Raw genomic sequence first — 17,557 nt, forward strand, 5'->3', positions numbered from 1 at the left:
AGGCGGGCGGCTTCGTGTCGGGCGCGCAGGTGCAGAGCGATCAGGCGATCCTGACCATGGCGCTGCTGCTGGGCATCGGTACGGTGGGGTGCCTGTCGGCAGGCATCTATATTTCCACCCGTTTCCGTCTCAGCCCCGCGACGCACGATATATTGATGCACGAAATAGAACATCTGCGCAGCGGCGCACGCACCCCCAGCACGCCCGCCGCCGGCGCGGTGGTGGAGGATCTGTCGGGCTGGCGCTATGATCAGCTGTGGGGCAACAACCCGGTCGCGGGCGCCGCCGCACGATAGAGGAAAAGGGAGATATCAAGGATGCGCAGCCTTCTGTCCATCGGCCTGTTGCTGGCCCTGTCCGCTGCGCCCGCCCAGGCGCAAAGCTGGTCGCGCAGCTGGATGGCCGCGCCCTTGGTGTCCCGCACGCCACCGGAAAAGCGCCCCGACCTTAGCAATCGCACATTGCGCCAGGTGGTGCGCATATCAACTGGAGGGACGCGCATCCGTCTGCGCCTCTCAAACGAGATGTCGACGCAGCCGCTGCTGCTGGGCGCGGTCCATGTCGCACTGGCCGGCGACAATGGCGAAACGCTGCCCGGCACTGACCAGATCGTTACATTCAATCAGGCCCAGGGCGCGACCATCCCCGCCCGCGCGCCGCTGCTAAGCGACCCGATCGCGATGCCGGTCAAGCCGCTGACCCGCCTCACCATCAGCATTCACCTGCCCCGGGGCGCGCCGGACGCCACCGTGCACAGCTATTCGGCCGCCACCGGCTGGACCGCGCCGGGCGACCAGACCGCCGCGCCGCGCATGACTGACACGGCGACGCTCGGCCCGCGCGTCATCATTGCCGGCGTGGAGGTCGAAAACCGAAAACCCGCCGGCACCATCGTCACCCTGGGCGATTCCATCACCGACGGGGTGCGCGCCACGCCCGACAGCAATCGCCGCTGGCCCGACCTGCTGGCCGAACGCCTGCAAAAGGCCGGCATGACGCTGACCGGTGTCGCCAATGCCGGCATCAGCGCCAACCGCCTGCTATCCGAAGCCGATGGGTATAACGCCCTTGCGCGCTTCGACAGCGATGTGCTGGCGGTACCGGGCGTCAGCCATGTCATCATCCTGGAAGGCGTCAATGATCTGGGCGCGGCCGCGCGCGAACAACGCCCCATGCTGCCGCCTGCGACCATCATCGGCGCCTATCGGCAGATGATCGCGCGCGCCCATGGTCGCGGCGTGAAGGTGATCCTGGCCACCATCCTGCCCTATAAGGGCGCCGGCTATTGGAGCGAACAGGGGGAGGCGACGCGCGTCGCCGTCAATGACTGGATCCGCACCACCAGTGAAGCGGATGGCCATGTCGATCTCGCCAAGGCGGTCGCCGATCCGGCCGACCCTGCGCGCATGGCCAAGCCCTATGATGTGGGCGACGCGCTGCATCCCAATGATGCGGGCTTTGCCGTCATGGCCGACGCCATCGACCTGGCCCTGCTGCGATGATCGCATCGCTGTTGGTGATGGCGATGGCGATGGCAGCATCCAACGCGCCGGTTGCGCCAAAACCGCTCTATCGCGACCCGGTGCATGACGGCGCGGCGGACGCATCGACCGTCTACGACAAGGCGACGGGCGAATGGGTGATGTTCTACACCAATCGCCGCGCCGACCTGCCCCGCGCCGACGAAAAGGATGTGCGCTGGGTGCATGGCACCGCGATCGGCACTGCGCGGTCGAAGGACGGCGCGCAGTGGCGGTACAGCGGCACGGCCGATATTCCCCAAGGCTGCACCGGTCCCACCTTGTGGGCGCCCGAAGTGCAATGGCTGGCGGGCCAGTGGCATATGTGGCTGACGGTCGTGCCCGGCGTCTTTCGCGACTGGAATGCGCCGCGCTACATCGTCCATCTGACCAGCCCCGATCTTGCGTCATGGACTTGCGGCGACCGGCTCGATCTCGGGTCGGACCGCGTCATCGACGCCAGCGTGCTGGCGCTGGGCCAGAGCCACTACCGCCTCTTTTTCAATGATGAGCGGCAGAACAAGGCGATCGTCACCGCCGACAGCCCGGACCTTGTCCACTGGACGGTCGGGAAGCGGCTGACGCAGACGCCGGGCGAAGGCCCCAAGGCCTTTCGCTGGAAGGGGCGCACCTGGCTCATTTCCGACGCGTGGAAAGGGCTGCTGGTCATGCGATCCGACGATGGCGGCGACAATTGGATCACGCAGCCCGGCCATATTCTAGGCACGTCTGGCCGCCACCCCACTGATCGCGCAAAGGGCCAGCATCCCGACATCGTTGTTGTCGGCGACCGGGCCTATATCCTCTATTTCGTCCATCAGGATGGCGAGGATGAGGCGAAGGCCGACCCTGAATGGCATCGCCGATCCGTTATTCAGATTGCCGAACTCCAGGAAAAGAGCGGTATCATCAGCGTCGATCGCAACGCCCCCGTCACGATCCGCCTGACCCCCTGATCAGGGCCGATTTTCCTTTGCCTGCAAAATGGCTAAGGATCGGTCACGATGCAGAGAAACGACCGCAAGCCGCCCACGATCAAGGATGTCGCCGCCCGTGCCGGCGTATCGGTCATGACCGCATCGCGCGCCATAAACGGCAAGGCGCTGGTCAGTCCCAGCGCGCGGCAGGCCGTGGCGCGCGCGGTGGAGGCGCTGGGCTATGTTCCCAATGCGTCCGCGCGCGCATTGGCAGGCAGCGCCGACCGGCGCGTCGCGCTGCTCCACAGTAACAGCACCACATCGGCCTATCTTGGCGAATTGCTGCTCGGCGCTCTGGCTGAAGCGCCCCAGCGTCACCTGCATCTGGTGGTCGAACAATGTGCGCCCGGCGCTTCCGCGCAGGAGGTTGTCGATCAGGTCGCGCAGGCGCATGTGGCCGGTGTCATCCTGCCCCCGCCGCTGTGCGACTGGTCGGAACTGGTCGATCTTCTGACCCAGCGCGACATCGCCGTGGTGGCGATCGCGCCCGACAGAGACGGCCCGGACCGGCTGTCGGTCGGCACGGACGATAGACATGCCGCCTATGATCTTGCCCGCCACCTGATCGACCTTGGCCACCGGCGCATCGGCTTCATCGAAGGCAATCCGCGTCACCGCGCCAGCGCCCGGCGGCTACAAGGGTTTCGCGACTGCCTGGCGGATCATGGCATCGCGGTCGATGACGCGCTGGTGGCGGCTGGCGACTTTTCCTTCCGCTCGGGATTGGACGCGGCCGAACTATTGCTCGGCCTTGCAACGCCACCCACCGCGATCTTCGCCTGCAATGACGATATGGCGGCCGCCGCCATCACCGTCGCGCATCAGCGCAGGCTGAACGTGCCTGGTGACATCAGCATCTGCGGTTTCGACGACACGCCGCTCGCCAGCGCCATCTGGCCTGCGCTGACCACCATTCGCCAGCCTATCCGCGACATGAGCCGCGAAGCGATCGGTCTCCTCGCCATGCGGTTCCGCAGCCAGGACGAAGGCAGCGCGGGCAGCATCGCCGCCGTGAAACTCGACTATCAGCTCATCCGCCGCCAGTCCGACGCCGTGCCCGCCCGGCATTGACCCCGGCTCACAGGAACCCTTGCTGTCGCAACCATGCTTCGCACAGGCGCGGCCAGAGCGACACCGGCAAGTCGGGCGTATCGAGCGCAAAGCCATGCGGCGCGTCGGCAAAGACATGCAGTTCCGCGCGTCCGCCCGCATCGCGCCATGCTCCTGCCAGCCGATGGGCATTGTCCACCGGCACCACCGGATCATTGCCGGCATAGACGATGAAGGCAGGCGGGGGACCGGCCAGCAGCTGCGCGTCGGGCTGCAATGCATCATACAGCGCCTGCTTTTCCACCGGCGGCAGCGGCGGCTTGTCGGCGATGATCGTCCGCCCGCTGGCATTGGTGGAAATGGGCGCATAGCCGATCACCATGATGTCCGGCCGCTGTGTTGTCCCTGTCCCCCATTCGGCAGGATAGGCGGCCGCCAGGCAGGCGGCGAGATGGCCGCCCGACGAAAGGCCGACGACGCCCAGCCCACGATCGGCAAGGCCGCTGCGACGGATCATCGCCATCGCCGCTGTTGCGTCGTCCAGCGGGGCCGCCGGCCCGGTCCCGGCATGGGGAAAGCGGTGGATCAGAACGAAGGCATGATAGCCAAGGCCATTCAGCCAGCGCGCGACCTGCACGCCCTCCCGCCCCGCCATCAACGCGGTGTACCCGCCACCGCCCAGCACCAGCATCGCCCGACCATTGGGGTGTTCAGGTGCATAGCCCAGCAGCACCGGTCGTTCGACGGCGCTGACGACGGCGGCCTCGGGCGCTGCGGCGTCATCCTCCAGCGTGAATGCGCCGCTCGCCGCCCCGTGCAGCGGCCAGACCAGATCAGCAGCCAGCATCGCGCGCCTCCATCGGGCAGCCATGGGTGGGATAGGCCTCTCCATCCAATTCCACCGCTTCGCGCACCACCTCCAGCCGGTCGCTCCCGTCACGCATTTCATAGAATTTCGCCAAGGCGCGCTTGAACGGGCGGTGCAGCACCAGCATCAGCCGCCCATCGAATGCGCGAAACAGCATGCCATGCCCGCTGTCCCGCTCGATCAGCGGCCCCAATTGCTCCCACGGCCCCGCCAGCGTCCCGCTGGCCGATCGCGCCTGCGCCTGGACATAACCGTCCTTGCCCCAGCTCGACCAGAGCATCAGCAGCGTCCCCGTCTTCGTGCGGAACAATTCCGGCCCGTCAGTGACGTAGCCGGTATCGCCTTCGGGCTGCGTCTGCCCCACCACCCAGTCGGCGGCGTCGGCCCGGAACAGGACGCGCGGCTTGCCGGCAGGCGACAGATCGTCCTTGAGGGGCAGCGCCTCGATCGTGCCGACGCCCAGTTGCAGCCATTCATGCGCATAGACCATCCAGGGCTTGCCCGCCGCATCAATATGCAGCGTGCCGTCCAACGTCATGGCATCCACCGGCGTCGGCGGCTCTCCTTTATGGACCAGGGCATAAGGCCCCTCAATCCGGTCAGCCACCGCCAGCAGGGTCGCGCGCCGGTAAAGCGGGCGTTTGGATTTGGCTGGCAAGGCTGCTTTTTCATTGTGAAAAGTCGCGAACAGATACCAGCGACCCTTCCAGCGATGCACTTCGGGCGCCCAGCCGCCATCATCGGCCCAGCTGCCCTGCGGCAGGGCGAATACCAGCCTGGGCCTTTGCCAATGGGCCAGGTCGCCGCTGGCATAGGCCATGATGCCGACCCGCCGATCGCCCGTGACCGCCGGGTCATTCTTCGAAAACAGCCAGTAGGTCCGGCTCGTCTCGTCCGCAACCACCCAGGGATCGTGGATGCGCAGGTGCGACGTCAGCAAGGGCGCGTCGGCCGCCGCGGGCGTGGCAAGGCCCAGCAGCAGGGCGGCGACGAGCGTCCAGCGCATCACATCGCCAGCCTGTTGCCATAGCCGATGATGATCGTCGCCAGGATCAGCAGGCCAACGCCGCTCCACACCATGCGCCGCACGGCGGGCGCTGCGTCCTTCCACTCGCGAAAGGCAAAGCCCCAGCAGGTGCCGAAGATGATGATGGACGCCATGTGCAGCGTCCAGCTGGAAAAGCCGAAGCGACCCATCTGGCTTTCGCCCATGGTGTAGAAGAAGAACTGGAAATACCAGGCCGTGCCGGCGAGCGCGCAGAGCAGGAAATTGGCCAGCAACCTGGGGCGCTCGCCGCTCCGGTCGGGTGCGCCAAGCCACTGCCCGGCTGACCTGTTCCGCGCTATCAGCCACGCGCACCAGAGCGCGTTGGTGATGAGCCCACCGAACATGACGAGGCATAGCGTCGGCAGGCCGGTCCACAGCGGACCCGTGCCGGCGGCGGCGGACAGCGCCTTGACCGGCTCGCCCGCCGCCAGCCCAAAGGCAAAGCAGCTCGACATGATGCCGGAAAAGACAGCGACGGCGATGCCCTTCCTGAAATCAAACTCGGCGACCGCGGCGGCCTTTTGCGCCGGGGACAAGGCCTCATCCTTGCGCGCGCCGGCCCGCGCGACGACGATGATCCCCGCCAGCGTGACCGCCAGGCCCAGCAACACGATCTGTCCATGCGTGGTGCCGACGATCTGGCTCATGAACGTTCCCTCGAAAATCGGGGGGATGAGCGTGCCGAACACCGTGCACAGCCCCAGCACCACCGCCATGCCAAGCGACAGGCCCAGATACCGCATGGTAAGGCCATAGGTGAGGCCGCCAAAGCCCCAGAGAAACCCGAAGAACACGCACCAGCCCATGACGGAGGATGGCACGCGGCCCATCACCCCCATCAGGTCGTTGGTTTGCACCGCGGCAAAGAACCAGGGCGCGATCACCCAGGAAAAGAGGCCGCCGGTCAGCCAGAATATCTCCCAGTTCCAGCGTTTGACGCCGCGAAAGGGGACATAGAAGCTGGCCGATGCGAAACCGCCCAGCCAGTGGAACAGCACGCCGAGCAGCGGATTGGGCGTCATAGGTCAAGTTCCAGGCGATAAAGGCGATTGGCGTTGCCGCCGAACAGCGCGCGGCGGTCGGCTTCCGGCAAATCGGCGACGATGGCGTGGTAAGTTTCCATATAGCGGTCGATGGGCGAGAACAGCTTGTCGGTCGGCATATCGCTGGCGAACATGCACCGTTCGACGCCGAATAGGTCGATTGTCTCGCGCACCAGATGCCCGATCGTCTCGCGGCTCCAGTCGCGCCGGATGAAGCCCATGCCCGACAGCTTGACCGCGACATGGGGCAGGCGGCTGAGCGCCTTCATGCCCGCGCGCCAGTCGTCAAGGCCATCGGGGTCGGTCAGCACCGGCATGCCCATATGGTTGATGATGACGGGAATGTCGGGTTGCCGCTCGATCAGCGGGACGAGGCCCTGCATCTGTCCCGGATAGCATTGCAGATCGAACGACAGGCCATATTTGCCAAGTAGGGCATAGCCCACCTGCCACTGCGGATCGACGGTCAGGTCGACCGGGCCATAGGTCCGCTGCGGGTCGCCATGCCAGTTGACGATATGGCGAATGCCCCTGACGCGCGGATGCGCCGCCTGCGCGGCCAGCAGCGCGTCGGCGTCCGGATCGTTGAGCGCGGCAAAGGCGACGATGCCGGTCGGCAGGCCTTCGATCCGGGCGAGGCCGTCCAGCCACTGCGTCTCGCGCAGGGCGCTGTCCGCCGCCGCGCCCGCATCGACATGCACCGCGCCCACGACATTCCAGCGGGCCAGGTCGGCGCGATATTGGGCGACGCCATAATCCTGGGCGATCGCCTCGACGCTGCCGTTCGGCCCCTCGTCGGAAAAGGGCGGGCTCAGCCAGTCATAGCGTATGTGGTTCAGGTCCCACAGATGGATATGCGCATCGACAAAGGGGATCATGAACCTCTCCCGTCCTGGACATGCGGCGCTCCGGCTCTCCCGGCCGGTCGCGCCGCGTGGCTTTGCAATTCAGAAGGTCGTGCGCCCGCCCGACGTGTCGAAGGTGGACGCGGTGGTGAAGCTGCATTCCTCGCTGGCCATGAAGCAGACCATGGCGGCCGATTCCTCGACCAGACCAAGGCGTCCCATCGGGATTTTCGATCGCATATAATCGACCTGGCTTTGCGGCAGCTGGTCAAGGATCGGGCTTTCGAAGGTCGCGGGGGTCAGCGCATTGGCGATGACGCCCTTGCCCGCCAGTTCCTTGCCCAGGCTTTTGGTGAAGCCGATCACGCCCGCCTTGCTCGCGCTATAGGCGCTGGCGTTGGGATTGCCCTCCTTGCCCGCGACCGAGGCGAGGTTCACGATCCGGCCATAGCCATTTTCGAGCATGAACGGCACGACTTCCCGGTTGCAGTAGAACAGGCCATTCAGGTTGATGTCGATGACCCGCTGGAAACTATCGACCGGATACTCCCATACCGTGGCGGTCGCGCCAGTGATGCCGGCCGAGCAGACCAATATGTCGACCCTGCCCAGCGCCGCCGCGCTATTCTTCGCCGCGGCAGCGACGGCGGCATGATCCGACACGTCGAGCGCCTGGACATGCGCCGCGCCGATCTCCGCCTGCGTCGCCGCCAGCGCATCGCCGTTCAGGTCCCACAGCGCCACCGCGCCGCCTTCGGCAATGATGCGCGCGGCGACCTGTTTGCCCAGCCCCGACGCGCCCCCGGTGACGATGGCGCAGCGGCCTGCATAGCGTCCGGCAAAAACGCTCATCCGAGCACCTCGTCGCCCAGGTGGCGCCATTCCGACACCTGCTGGCGCTGCGTGCCCAGCTTCTCGATGCCCAGTTCCATGACGTCGCCGGCCTTGAGGTAGATGGCTTGCGGCTTCTTGCCCTCGCCCACCCCCGGCGGCGTGCCGGTGATCATCAGGTCGCCGGGATAAAGGGTGATATATTCGCTGACATAGGAAATCAGCTGCGCGACATTGAAGATCATCGTCTTCGTATTGCCGGTCTGCATGCGCTCGCCATTGACGTCCAGATGCATGTCCAGATCCTGCGGATCGCCCACTTCGTCGGGCGTCACCAGCCAGGGGCCGACCGGGCAGAAAGTATCGTGCCCCTTGCCCTTGGACCATTGCGTGCCGCGCTGCTTCTGGTTGAAGCGCTCCGACACGTCGTTGACCAGGACATAGCCCGCGACTTTGGACAGCGCCTCATCTTCGCTGACGAAGCGGCAGGTTTCGCCGATCACCACGCCCAGTTCGACTTCCCAGTCGCCGTGGGTGCTGTTCTTCGGCAGCACGACTTCGTCATTGGGGCCGTTGAGCGAGGATAGCGCCTTCATGAACATCATCGGCTCGGTCGGGATCGGCAGGTTCGATTCGATCGCATGGTCCTCATAATTGAGGCCGATGGCGACGATCTTGCCGATGCCCTTGACCGGCACGCCATAGCGCGGTTCGCCCTCGACCACCGGCAGCGACGCGATATCCGCGCCCTTCGCGGCGGCCAGCGCGTCGATCGTCAGTTCGGGCACCACGCCCGACAGGTCGCGGATCTTGCCATCGGCATCGATGATACCGGGCTTTTCCTGGCCACGCTGGCCAAAACGGCAGAATTTCATGGGGTCAGTCTCTCTTCTGTCGGATCAATGGGTGTAAGGGCGATGCATCGCGATGTCGGGGTTGAGGTCGACGCCAAAGCCCGGCTTGTCGAGCGCGCTCACCTTCATCCGGCCATTGTCCGGCACGGGCTCACCCAGCAATTGGGGGTGGAACATCGGCACAACCTCGGTCGGTCCAGGATGCATCATCAGGAACTCGGCGAAGGGTGAATTATGCCGGGTAATGACGAAGTGATAGCTGTAGACCGACGATCCGTGCGGCACGACCATCTTGCCATGGGCGTCGGCCAGCGCGCTGATCTTGAGCAATTCGGTCACGCCGCCGCACCAGCCGACGTCGGGCTGGATGATGTCGCAGCAGTCCATCTCCATCAGCATGCGAAAGCCCCAGCGGGTCGCTTCATGCTCGCCAGTGGTGACCAACATGCCCTTGGGCACGTTGCGCTTGAGCTGCTGGTAGCCCCAATAATCGTCCGGGCTGATCGCCTCCTCGATCCATTTGAGGCCAAAGTCATGGGCGGCGATGGCAAGGCGGGTCGCATAGTCGACGTCGAGCGCCATCCAGCAATCCCACATCAACCAGAAATCGTCGCCGACCTTCGAGCGCATGTCGGCCAGTTCGGCGATGTTTTTCTTCAAGCCCTCAACGCCTTCGGCCGGGCCATGGTGCAGTGGCATCTTGCCGCCGATGAAGCCGAATTCCTTCGCCTTGTCTGGCCGTGCGCCGGTGGCATAGAATTGCAGTTCGTCGCGCACCGCGCCGCCCAGCAGATGATAGACCGGCTCCTGCCGCAGCTTGCCCAGCAAATCCCACAGCGCCAGGTCGACGCCGGAAATGGCGTTCACCACTAGCCCCTTGCGGCCGTAATATTGGGTCGAGAAATACATCTGGTCCCAGATTTTCTCATAATCGGTAGGCGCGCGCCCCTCCAGGAAGCGGGCGAGATGCTTTTCGACGATATAGGCAGCCGGCTCGCCCCCGGTGGTGACAGCGAAGCCGACGGTGCCGTCCTCCGCCTCGATTTCCACCACCAGCGTGCCCAGCACATTGATGCCGAAGCTCTGGCGCGACTGGCGATAGTCGGGATAGCGCGACATGGGCGTCGCGATATGATCGTCGATCCAGTGGCCCTCGCCCTGGTCATGATAATCCGCGCCGCCGCCGCGTACGGTAAAGGCCCGGACATGTTTGATCTTTGGCAAGCTCACGATCGGCACGCAGTCACTCCTTGAACCCCAATTGAACCCGACCCGCCGCCCGATCGTCCGGGCCAGTGCGGCAATTCATTGCAAATACGGGCGAACTCGCCCCAATCTGGACGAGCATGAGGGTCTGGCGCGATCGAGAAGAATCATGTCGGCCCCTCCTTCACCCTTGTTTTTCTCATTTTGTGGGATAGAGTGTTAGTAGATGAGACAAAATTCGTCAAACCCTGAATCGGGACAAAAGACGGGAGGGCAAAAGGGCATGGCGGACGGCAGCGAAAAGGCCGAACCGGCGCGCGCTTCGGGATCGCAGACGCTGCAACGCGGGCTCGACCTGCTGGACCAGGTGATCGACGGTCCGGTCAGGCTCGCCGACCTCTCCGAACGCATGGGCCTCACCCGCTCGACCACGCATCGGCTCGCCAATGCGCTGGTCGATCGCGGCTTCCTCACCTTCCTGCCGCGCGAAGGCTATCAATTGGGGCCAAAGCTGTTGCAGCTCGGCTTCCTCGCGCAAAGCCAGACCGACGTGGTGCAGATCGCCCGCCCTCATCTCGAAGCGCTTGCCGCCGCGAGCGAGGATGTCGTGCATCTCGGCCGGCTCGACAGCGACCATGCCCTCTATCTCGACAAGATACCCGGTCGCCGCCGGGTCGAAATCTCCAGTCGTATCGGCGACCGCCAGCCGCTCACCTCCACCGGCCTTGGCAAGGCGCTGCTGCTCGATGACCCGGAAGCCAATTGGAGACGCCTGTTCGACGCCGATCAGGCGGCCGGCACCCATCCGATCGACTATGACCTGTGGGTCGAACGCATGCGCGGCTATGCCGCCGCCGGCCGCGCCTTCGACCTGGAGGAAAATGAGGACCAGATACGCTGCGTCGCCGCCCCCATCCGCGATGCGTCCGGCGCGATCGTCGCCGCCATCAGCCTGTCGAGCGCGGCGCAGTATATGGACGACGCGCGGATGGACATGCTGACCGAAAATGTCCGCGCCACCGCGCAGAAAGTCAGTGCCGACCTGGGCTGGACCCCCGGCGTCAAATCCCCCCGCCGCCCGGTGCGGCGCTAACAGTCAAGGAAATGCCCCCATGAAGCTGCTTGAAGGCAAGACCGTCCTCGTCACCGGCGCATCGACCGGCATCGGCCGCGCCGCCGCCATCGGCGCTGCGCAGCATGGCGCAGATGTCGCCATCAACTATGCGCATAGCGACGGGCCCGCACAAAGCTGCGTTGCAGAGATCGAGGCGCTGGGCCAGCGCGCCATCGCGGTGAAGGGCGATGTCGCCGATCCGCAGACCGCGCAGGACTTCGTGGCGAAGGCCGTCGAAACCTTCGGCAAGGTGGACGTGATGGTCAGCAACGCCGGCATCTGCCCCTTCCACGCCTTTCTCGACATGCCGGTCGATGTGGTGGAACGCACGTTCAAGGTGAACCTGCATGGCGCCTATTTCATGGTGCAGGCGGCTGCGCAGCAGATGGTCAGGCAAGGGCATGGCGGTTCGATCGTCGCCGTGTCCTCCATCTCGGCGCTGGTCGGCGGCGAATATCAGACCCATTACACCCCGACCAAGGCCGGCGTGCATTCGCTGATGCAATCGACCGCCATCGCGCTCGGCAAGCATGGCATTCGCTGCAACAGCGTCCTGCCCGGCACCATCCTCACCGAAATCAACAAGGACGACCTCGCCGACCAGGAAAAGCGGGAATATATGGAAGCCCGCACCCCGCTCGGTCGCCTCGGCGCCCCCGAAGACCTGGCCGGGCCGATCGTCTTCCTCGCCTCCGACATGGCCGCTTATGTCACCGGCGCTGCGCTGCTGGTCGACGGCGGCATGTATGTGAATTTGCAGTAACCTTCATCGGTGGAAAAGATCGCAGCATGAGGATTGCCCGGAAAGCCATCATCGCCTTCGCGGCCCTGCTGGCGCCCCTGCCCGCGCAGGCCGCGCGGCCGGGCGACACCATCCTGATCGCCGGTGATTCGACGGCCTCCGCCTACACAGCCGATCGCTATCCGCAGACCGGCTGGGGCCAGATGCTGCAATGCGGCCTGACACCTGACGTGCGGGTGCTCAACCATGCGATGGGCGGCCGCTCCACCCGCACCTTCCTTGGCGAAGGACGATGGCAGGCGCTGCTGGCCGACATGATGCCGGGCGACACGGTGCTCATTCAATTCGGGCATAATGACGCCTATCGCGCCAAGCCCGAGCGTTGGGCGCCCGCACGGACGGAGTATCGCGACAATCTGCTGCGCTTCATCTGGGACGTGCGGATTGCCGGCGGCCATCCAGTGCTCCTCACGCCCGTCGCACGCCGCAGTTTCGGGGCGGACGGCCGGGCCAAGGCGGATTTCGCCGACTATAGCGCGGTGGTGCGCGAACTGGCGGCCAGCACCGACACGCCGCTCATTGATCTGGAATCGCTTTCGCGCGCCTGGGTGGACCGCGCCGGGCGCGACGGATCGAAAGCCTATTATCTCCACTACAGCCCGCAGGACCACGCCCCCGGCTTCCCCAAGGGCGTCGATGACGACACGCATTTCAGCGAGCTGGGCGCGCGGCAAGTCGCCAATCTCGTCGCCGGCGGCCTCAAGGCGCTGAACCTGTCCATCTCGGCCAAGGTGCTTGCGCCGCGTCCCGCGCTGACCCGCACCACCCCGCTCGGCCGCACGGAGTGCCAGTGACCATGCCCGATTTCGACCGCCGCACCCTGATGGCCGGCGCGCTTGCCGGCGCCGCCCTGTCCTCCGCCCCGGCAATGGCGCAGAGCTTTCCGCTGCCAAAGGGCTTCACGCGATTTCCCATCTGGCCGGGCAAGGCGCCGGGCGGTGAAAAGGTGACGGTGCAGGAAGTCGAGACGCTGCGCCGCCCCGACAGCGGGCCGGACGACGGCGTCTTCGCTCATATCGTGACGCCCACGCTCACCATGTTGCGGCCCGAGGCGGTCGGGGCAAAACCCAATGGCGCGGCGATGCTGCTGTTTCCCGGCGGCGGCTACAGCCGGGTCGCGATCGGTCATGAAGGCTATGCTATCGCTCGCCGCTTCGCCCAGGCCGGCTATGTCTGCTTCGCGCTGCTGTACCGCCTGCCCGCCGACAATTGGGCGGCCGGCCCGGAAGCCCCGCTACAGGACGCGCAGCGCGCATTGCGCGTCGTGCGCAGCCTGGCCGCGCGCGAGAAATTCGATGCCGGCCGTGTCGGCGTCATGGGATTTTCCGCCGGCGGCCATCTCGCCGCCTGGCTCACCAGCCGCGCGCCCGTCGAAAGCTATCGGCCCACCGACGCGGTCGACCGCGAACCGATCGCCGCCGCGCTGGCCGCCTATCTCTATCCGGTCATTTTGATGGAGGGGCCGTTCGTCCACGCCGGATCACGCACCCAGTTGCTCGGTCCCGATCCTTCGCCGCAGCGGATGCGCGCCTACTCGCTCGACCAGCAGGTAAGCGATCGCACCCCGCCCGTCTTCCTCGCCCATGCGCTGGACGACAATGCCGTGCCGCCGGAAAACAGCCTCGCCATGCTCGCCGCCTTGCGCGCCAGGGGCGTGGCCAGCGAATGTCACCTGTTCGAAAGCGGCGGCCATGGTTTTGGCTTGGTTGCGCCGCCCGCCGCCCCCGCGCCCTGGCCCGACCTGTTCGTCAACTTCGCGAAACGACATGGCCTGTGACGCAGCAGGTCGCCCTCTTCGTCACCTGCCTGGTCGACCTGATGCGCCCGCGCATCGGCTTCGCCGCGATCCGCGCGCTCGAAGCAGCCGGTTGCGACGTGATCGTGCCGCAGGGCCAGACCTGCTGCGGCCAGCCCGCACTCAACAGCGGCGACCACGCCCATGCCGCCGCGCTGGCGAAGCAGACGATCGAAGCGCTCGAACCCTATGCGGCCATCGTCGTCCCGTCCGGCTCCTGCGCCGGCACCATCCGCTGCCATTATCCCGAAATCTTCGAAGGCGACGCGGACTGGCTCCCCCGCGCGCAGACGGTCGCCGCCAAAACCTACGAGGTCATGGCCTATCTGGACGAAGTGCTGGGCTGGAAACCCGAAAGCATCAGCATTGACGCCACCGCCACCTATCATGACAGCTGCTCGGGGCTCCGGGAACTGGGCATCAAGGCGCAACCACGCCGCCTGCTCAAGGCGGTCGATGGCCTCAAGCTTACGCCGCTGGCGGGCGAGGAGACATGCTGCGGCTTTGGCGGCACCTTCTGCGTCAAATATCCCGCCATCTCCAATGCCATTGTTGGCGAAAAGGCCAATGCCATCGACGCGACGGGCGCGGACCTGCTGCTGGCGGGCGATCTTGGCTGCCTCATGAACATGGCCGGCAAGCTGCATCGTGACGGCAGCACGGTGCGCGCCTTCCACGCCATCGAACTGATCGCGGGCATGGGCGATGGCCCCGCCATCGGGGAGGAGCCATGAGCGGGTTCGACACCCGCGCCGCCGCCGCGCTTGCCGACCCGCTCCTCAAGACAGCCGTTGAGCGTACCGCCGGCACCGCCGAGGCCAAGCGCACGCTCGCCGTGTCGGCCTTCCCTGATTTCGACGCCGCGCGCACCCGCGCCGCCGCGATCAAGGATCATGTGATCGCCCATCTGGGCCATTATCTCGAACAGTTTGAGGCCAATGCCATCGCCGCGGGCGCGCAGGTGCATTGGGCCGCGACCGCCGACGAAGCCTGCCGCATCGTCATCGACCTCTGCAAGGCGTCAGGCGCCAAGACCGTCGCCCGCTCCAAATCCATGCTGGGGGAGGAAATCGGCCTGCCCCACGCCCTGGCGGAGGCCGGGATCGGCCGGATCGAAACCGACTTGGCCGAACATATCATCCAGCTGGCCGACGAGCGCCCGTCGCACATCATCTGGCCCGCCATGCACAAGACGCGCGAACAGGTGTCGGCCCTCTTCAAGGTGAAACATCGCACGCCGCATGAGGAAGACAGCATCGCCGCCATGGCCGAAAGCGCCCGGCGCGAACTGCGCGACCGGATGCTGGGCGCGGATGTCGGCATATCGGGCGCCAACTTCCTCATCGCCGATAGCGGCGCGGTGTGCACCGTCACCAATGAAGGCAATGCCGAATTGTCTCTAGTGCCGCCACGCGTCCATATCGTGACGGCGGGCATCGAAAAGATCGTGCCGTCCATGCCCCATGCCGTGCATATGCTGCGCATGCTGGCGCGCTCCGCCACCGGCGCGGCTCTCACCCAATATACGACCTTCTATACCGGCCCGAAACGTCCCGACGACCGCGACGGGCCAGAAGAAATGCACATTGTGCTGGTCGACAATGGCCGCACGAAAATGCGCGAGGAGGGGCTGGCGGATATGCTGCGCTGCATCCGCTGTGGCGCGTGCATGAACCATTGCGTCGTCTTTCGCCAGATTGGCGGCCATGCCTATGGCGGCACCTATCCCGGTCCCATGGGCGCGGTGCTGACCCCCGCGCTCGATGGCCTCGCCCCCAATCGCGACCTCGTCCATGCCTGCACGCTCAATGGCAAATGCCAGGAAGTCTGCCCGGTGCGCATCCCCCTCCCCACCCTGCTGAAGGGCTGGCGCGAGAAAAGCTGGCGCGAAGGGCTGGAGCCGACCTCCATGCGCATGGGCCTTGGCCTGTGGGCCTGGGTCGCGCGTCGCCCGGCGCTCTACCGCCTTGTCACCCGCCTTGCGCTGCGCGCGATGCGGCTGATGGGTCGGCGCGGCTGGATCGAGACACTGCCGCTGGCGGGCGGCTGGACCCGCCATCGCGCCATGCCCCGGCCCGCCGCCAGCAGCTTCATGGCGCAATATCGCAAGGAACGCCGCCCATGAGCGCGCGCGACGCCATCCTTGGCCGGCTGAAAGGCGCAGCGCCCGATGCGGCGCAGGCCGCCGCGCTGCTGGTCGCGCCCGAACGCCCGGCCGTGGACGAAGCCGCGTTGGAGGCCGAATTTCTCGCGCGCCTCGCCCTCCCCAGCGTCAGCGCAAGCCATGACGCGATCGACAGCATGGCGGACCTGCCCGCCGCTATTCGCCGCTACCTCGATGCGCAGGGCGAGGACCGGACATTGTGCCTGCCGCCCGATCCGCGGCTCGATTCTTGCGACTGGAGCGGTTTCACCCTGCATGATGTCGCCGCGCCTGCCGAAATCGCCGCGCTCGCCATCGCGCGACGCGGCATCGCCGAAACCGGATCTTTGGTCTTCGAAACCGGCCCGGCCGCGCCGATGCTGCCCAATTTCCTGGCCCTGCACCATATCGTGCTGCTGGCGACGCGCGACATCGCCCCCTATCTGGAGGACGCGCCGTTGCCCGGCGCGCAACCGCGCGCCCATTACTGGATCACCGGCGTATCTGGTACCACTGATATCGAGGGCACCTATGTCCGGGGCGCCCATGGCCCCCGCTTCCTGCACGTCATCCTGCTGCGCGCGTGATAACCGCATATTAGAACATCATTCCATATTGCGGGAATTTTCTTGGACTTTGCGACGGGGAGCGTATAGGCTGATGCGTCCCTATCCTATGCAAGAGGCTTGCCCGGCATGACCACCCCCTTCGATCTTCATGGCAAGACCGCGATCGTCACCGGCGCCAATACCGGCATCGGCCAGGCCATTGCCCTGTCGCTCGCGCAGGCCGGCGCGGATATCGCCGCCGTCGGCCGCACGCCCGCACAGGACACGGTCGATCAGGTCCGCGCGCTCGGCCGCCGGGCGGACATTATCTCGGCCGACCTTTCGACCATCGAACCGGTCCAGCGCGTCCTCGACGAAACGCTGGAAAAGCTTGGTGCCTTGGACATACTGGTCAACAATGCCGGCATCATCCGCCGCGCCGACAGCGTCGATTTCACCGAGGAGGATTGGGACGCGGTGATCGACACCAATCTCAAGACCACCTTCTTCCTCTGTCAGGCCGCCGGTCGCCACATGCTTGCCCAAGGCGCTGGCAAGATCATCAACATCGCCTCGCTTCTTTCCTTCCAGGGCGGCATTCGCGTGCCGAGCTACACCGCGTCCAAAAGCGGCGTCGCGGGCCTGACCAAGCTGCTCGCCAACGAATGGGCGGCCAAGGGCGTCAATGTGAACGCCATCGCGCCGGGCTATATCGCCACCAACAACACCGCCGCGCTCCAGGCCGACGAAACCCGCAACCGCCAGATCCAGGAGCGCATCCCGGCTGGCCGCTGGGGCGACCCCGCCGACATTGGCGGCGCGGCCGTGTTCCTGGCGTCCAGCGCCGCCGATTATATCCATGGCCACACGCTCGCCGTCGACGGCGGCTGGCTCGCGCGCTGATCGGCACACG

The 17,557-nt window shown here is 65.9% G+C and carries 18 protein-coding genes and 1 pseudogene; 12 read left to right on the plus strand and 7 right to left on the minus strand.

Features of this window, described 5'->3' with window-relative positions:
• The 4 genes and pseudogenes from B2V90_RS02875 to B2V90_RS02890 form a co-directional block, all read left to right on the plus strand.
• Positions 1–296: pseudogene (locus B2V90_RS02875) on the plus strand (MFS transporter); the annotation flags it as partial.
• A gap of 21 nt (positions 297–317) precedes the next feature.
• Entirely contained in the window at positions 318–1,502 is a 1,185-nt protein-coding gene (locus B2V90_RS02880) for an SGNH/GDSL hydrolase family protein (protein WP_228222316.1), read from the plus strand.
• The gene (locus B2V90_RS02885; protein WP_228222315.1) at positions 1,499–2,476 is read left to right on the plus strand and encodes a glycoside hydrolase family 43; all 978 of its coding nucleotides are present in this window, start codon (positions 1,499–1,501) and stop codon (positions 2,474–2,476) included. The genes B2V90_RS02880 and B2V90_RS02885 overlap by 4 nt, the downstream gene beginning before the upstream one ends.
• 48 nt (positions 2,477–2,524) lie before the next feature.
• Positions 2,525–3,568, plus strand: coding sequence for a LacI family DNA-binding transcriptional regulator (locus tag B2V90_RS02890; protein ID WP_009820507.1), 1,044 nt, complete (start codon positions 2,525–2,527; stop codon positions 3,566–3,568).
• Between the two features lie 7 nt (positions 3,569–3,575).
• Here the strand turns inward: B2V90_RS02890 and B2V90_RS02895 are convergent, their stop codons facing one another.
• From B2V90_RS02895 to rhmD, 7 genes are all read right to left on the minus strand, one after another.
• Positions 3,576–4,394, minus strand: a complete 819-nt coding sequence (locus B2V90_RS02895) for an alpha/beta hydrolase (RefSeq protein ID WP_228222314.1) — start codon at positions 4,392–4,394, stop codon at positions 3,576–3,578.
• Complete coding sequence (locus B2V90_RS02900) at positions 4,381–5,421, minus strand: glycoside hydrolase family 43 protein (protein ID WP_228222313.1); 1,041 nt, start codon at positions 5,419–5,421, stop codon at positions 4,381–4,383. Before B2V90_RS02900 ends, B2V90_RS02895 begins: the two co-directional genes overlap by 14 nt.
• Positions 5,421–6,485 (minus strand): L-rhamnose/proton symporter RhaT, encoded by a 1,065-nt coding sequence (gene rhaT / locus B2V90_RS02905; protein WP_228222312.1) that lies wholly within the window; start codon positions 6,483–6,485, stop codon positions 5,421–5,423. The genes B2V90_RS02900 and rhaT overlap by 1 nt, the downstream gene beginning before the upstream one ends.
• The gene (locus B2V90_RS02910; protein WP_228222311.1) at positions 6,482–7,384 is read right to left on the minus strand and encodes an amidohydrolase family protein; all 903 of its coding nucleotides are present in this window, start codon (positions 7,382–7,384) and stop codon (positions 6,482–6,484) included. The genes rhaT and B2V90_RS02910 overlap by 4 nt, the downstream gene beginning before the upstream one ends.
• A 69-nt stretch (positions 7,385–7,453) precedes the next feature.
• Positions 7,454–8,203, minus strand: coding sequence for an SDR family NAD(P)-dependent oxidoreductase (locus B2V90_RS02915; protein WP_293919622.1), 750 nt, complete (start codon positions 8,201–8,203; stop codon positions 7,454–7,456).
• Complete coding sequence (locus B2V90_RS02920; protein WP_228222309.1) at positions 8,200–9,057, minus strand: fumarylacetoacetate hydrolase family protein; 858 nt, start codon at positions 9,055–9,057, stop codon at positions 8,200–8,202. The genes B2V90_RS02915 and B2V90_RS02920 overlap by 4 nt, the downstream gene beginning before the upstream one ends.
• A 24-nt stretch (positions 9,058–9,081) precedes the next feature.
• Entirely contained in the window at positions 9,082–10,266 is a 1,185-nt protein-coding gene (gene rhmD, locus B2V90_RS02925; protein ID WP_037542401.1) for an L-rhamnonate dehydratase, read from the minus strand.
• Positions 10,267–10,468: 202 nt separating this feature from the next.
• Between rhmD and B2V90_RS02930 the strand changes: the two genes are divergently transcribed.
• The 8 genes from B2V90_RS02930 (at position 10,469) to kduD (ending at position 17,547) form a co-directional block, all read left to right on the plus strand.
• Positions 10,469–11,335 (plus strand): IclR family transcriptional regulator, encoded by an 867-nt coding sequence (locus tag B2V90_RS02930; protein ID WP_414711572.1) that lies wholly within the window; start codon positions 10,469–10,471, stop codon positions 11,333–11,335.
• 19 nt (positions 11,336–11,354) lie between these two features.
• Positions 11,355–12,119 (plus strand): SDR family NAD(P)-dependent oxidoreductase, encoded by a 765-nt coding sequence (locus tag B2V90_RS02935; protein WP_009820498.1) that lies wholly within the window; start codon positions 11,355–11,357, stop codon positions 12,117–12,119.
• Positions 12,120–12,145: 26 nt separating this feature from the next.
• On the plus strand, positions 12,146–12,952 hold the full coding sequence (locus tag B2V90_RS02940; RefSeq protein WP_228222307.1) for a rhamnogalacturonan acetylesterase: 807 nt from the start codon (positions 12,146–12,148) through the stop codon (positions 12,950–12,952).
• 2 nt (positions 12,953–12,954) lie between these two features.
• Positions 12,955–13,935, plus strand: coding sequence for an alpha/beta hydrolase (locus B2V90_RS02945; RefSeq protein WP_228222348.1), 981 nt, complete (start codon positions 12,955–12,957; stop codon positions 13,933–13,935).
• On the plus strand, positions 13,932–14,687 hold the full coding sequence (locus B2V90_RS02950; RefSeq protein WP_228222306.1) for a (Fe-S)-binding protein: 756 nt from the start codon (positions 13,932–13,934) through the stop codon (positions 14,685–14,687). Before B2V90_RS02945 ends, B2V90_RS02950 begins: the two co-directional genes overlap by 4 nt.
• Positions 14,684–16,078, plus strand: coding sequence for a lactate utilization protein B (locus tag B2V90_RS02955; protein ID WP_228222305.1), 1,395 nt, complete (start codon positions 14,684–14,686; stop codon positions 16,076–16,078). Before B2V90_RS02950 ends, B2V90_RS02955 begins: the two co-directional genes overlap by 4 nt.
• Positions 16,075–16,683, plus strand: coding sequence for an LUD domain-containing protein (locus B2V90_RS02960; protein WP_228222304.1), 609 nt, complete (start codon positions 16,075–16,077; stop codon positions 16,681–16,683). The genes B2V90_RS02955 and B2V90_RS02960 overlap by 4 nt, the downstream gene beginning before the upstream one ends.
• A 108-nt stretch (positions 16,684–16,791) precedes the next feature.
• Entirely contained in the window at positions 16,792–17,547 is a 756-nt protein-coding gene (gene kduD, locus B2V90_RS02965; protein ID WP_009820492.1) for a 2-dehydro-3-deoxy-D-gluconate 5-dehydrogenase KduD, read from the plus strand.
• Positions 17,548–17,557: the final 10 nt, after the last annotated feature.

Origin of the sequence: Sphingobium sp. UBA5915 (genome assembly GCF_002431195.1) — a bacterium.
Classification (GTDB): domain Bacteria; phylum Pseudomonadota; class Alphaproteobacteria; order Sphingomonadales; family Sphingomonadaceae; genus Sphingobium; species Sphingobium soli.

Bases quoted from the DNA above. Each gene is read 5' to 3' on its own strand.
- B2V90_RS02960 (WP_228222304.1), top strand. From the start codon at position 16,075: ATGAGCGCGCGCGACGCCATCCTTGGCCGGCTGAAAGGCGCAGCGCCC.
- B2V90_RS02910 (WP_228222311.1), bottom strand. From the start codon at position 7,384: ATGATCCCCTTTGTCGATGCGCATATCCATCTGTGGGACCTGAACCAC.
- B2V90_RS02945 (WP_228222348.1), top strand. From the start codon at position 12,955: ATGCCCGATTTCGACCGCCGCACCCTGATGGCCGGCGCGCTTGCCGGC.
- rhaT (WP_228222312.1), bottom strand. From the start codon at position 6,485: ATGACGCCCAATCCGCTGCTCGGCGTGCTGTTCCACTGGCTGGGCGGT.
- B2V90_RS02895 (WP_228222314.1), bottom strand. From the start codon at position 4,394: ATGCTGGCTGCTGATCTGGTCTGGCCGCTGCACGGGGCGGCGAGCGGC.
- B2V90_RS02940 (WP_228222307.1), top strand. From the start codon at position 12,146: ATGAGGATTGCCCGGAAAGCCATCATCGCCTTCGCGGCCCTGCTGGCG.
- B2V90_RS02890 (WP_009820507.1), top strand. From the start codon at position 2,525: ATGCAGAGAAACGACCGCAAGCCGCCCACGATCAAGGATGTCGCCGCC.
- B2V90_RS02900 (WP_228222313.1), bottom strand. From the start codon at position 5,421: ATGCGCTGGACGCTCGTCGCCGCCCTGCTGCTGGGCCTTGCCACGCCC.
- B2V90_RS02935 (WP_009820498.1), top strand. From the start codon at position 11,355: ATGAAGCTGCTTGAAGGCAAGACCGTCCTCGTCACCGGCGCATCGACC.
- B2V90_RS02955 (WP_228222305.1), top strand. From the start codon at position 14,684: ATGAGCGGGTTCGACACCCGCGCCGCCGCCGCGCTTGCCGACCCGCTC.
- B2V90_RS02920 (WP_228222309.1), bottom strand. From the start codon at position 9,057: ATGAAATTCTGCCGTTTTGGCCAGCGTGGCCAGGAAAAGCCCGGTATC.
- B2V90_RS02915 (WP_293919622.1), bottom strand. From the start codon at position 8,203: ATGAGCGTTTTTGCCGGACGCTATGCAGGCCGCTGCGCCATCGTCACC.
- B2V90_RS02880 (WP_228222316.1), top strand. From the start codon at position 318: ATGCGCAGCCTTCTGTCCATCGGCCTGTTGCTGGCCCTGTCCGCTGCG.
- kduD (WP_009820492.1), top strand. From the start codon at position 16,792: ATGACCACCCCCTTCGATCTTCATGGCAAGACCGCGATCGTCACCGGC.
- B2V90_RS02930 (WP_414711572.1), top strand. From the start codon at position 10,469: ATGAGACAAAATTCGTCAAACCCTGAATCGGGACAAAAGACGGGAGGG.
- B2V90_RS02885 (WP_228222315.1), top strand. From the start codon at position 1,499: ATGATCGCATCGCTGTTGGTGATGGCGATGGCGATGGCAGCATCCAAC.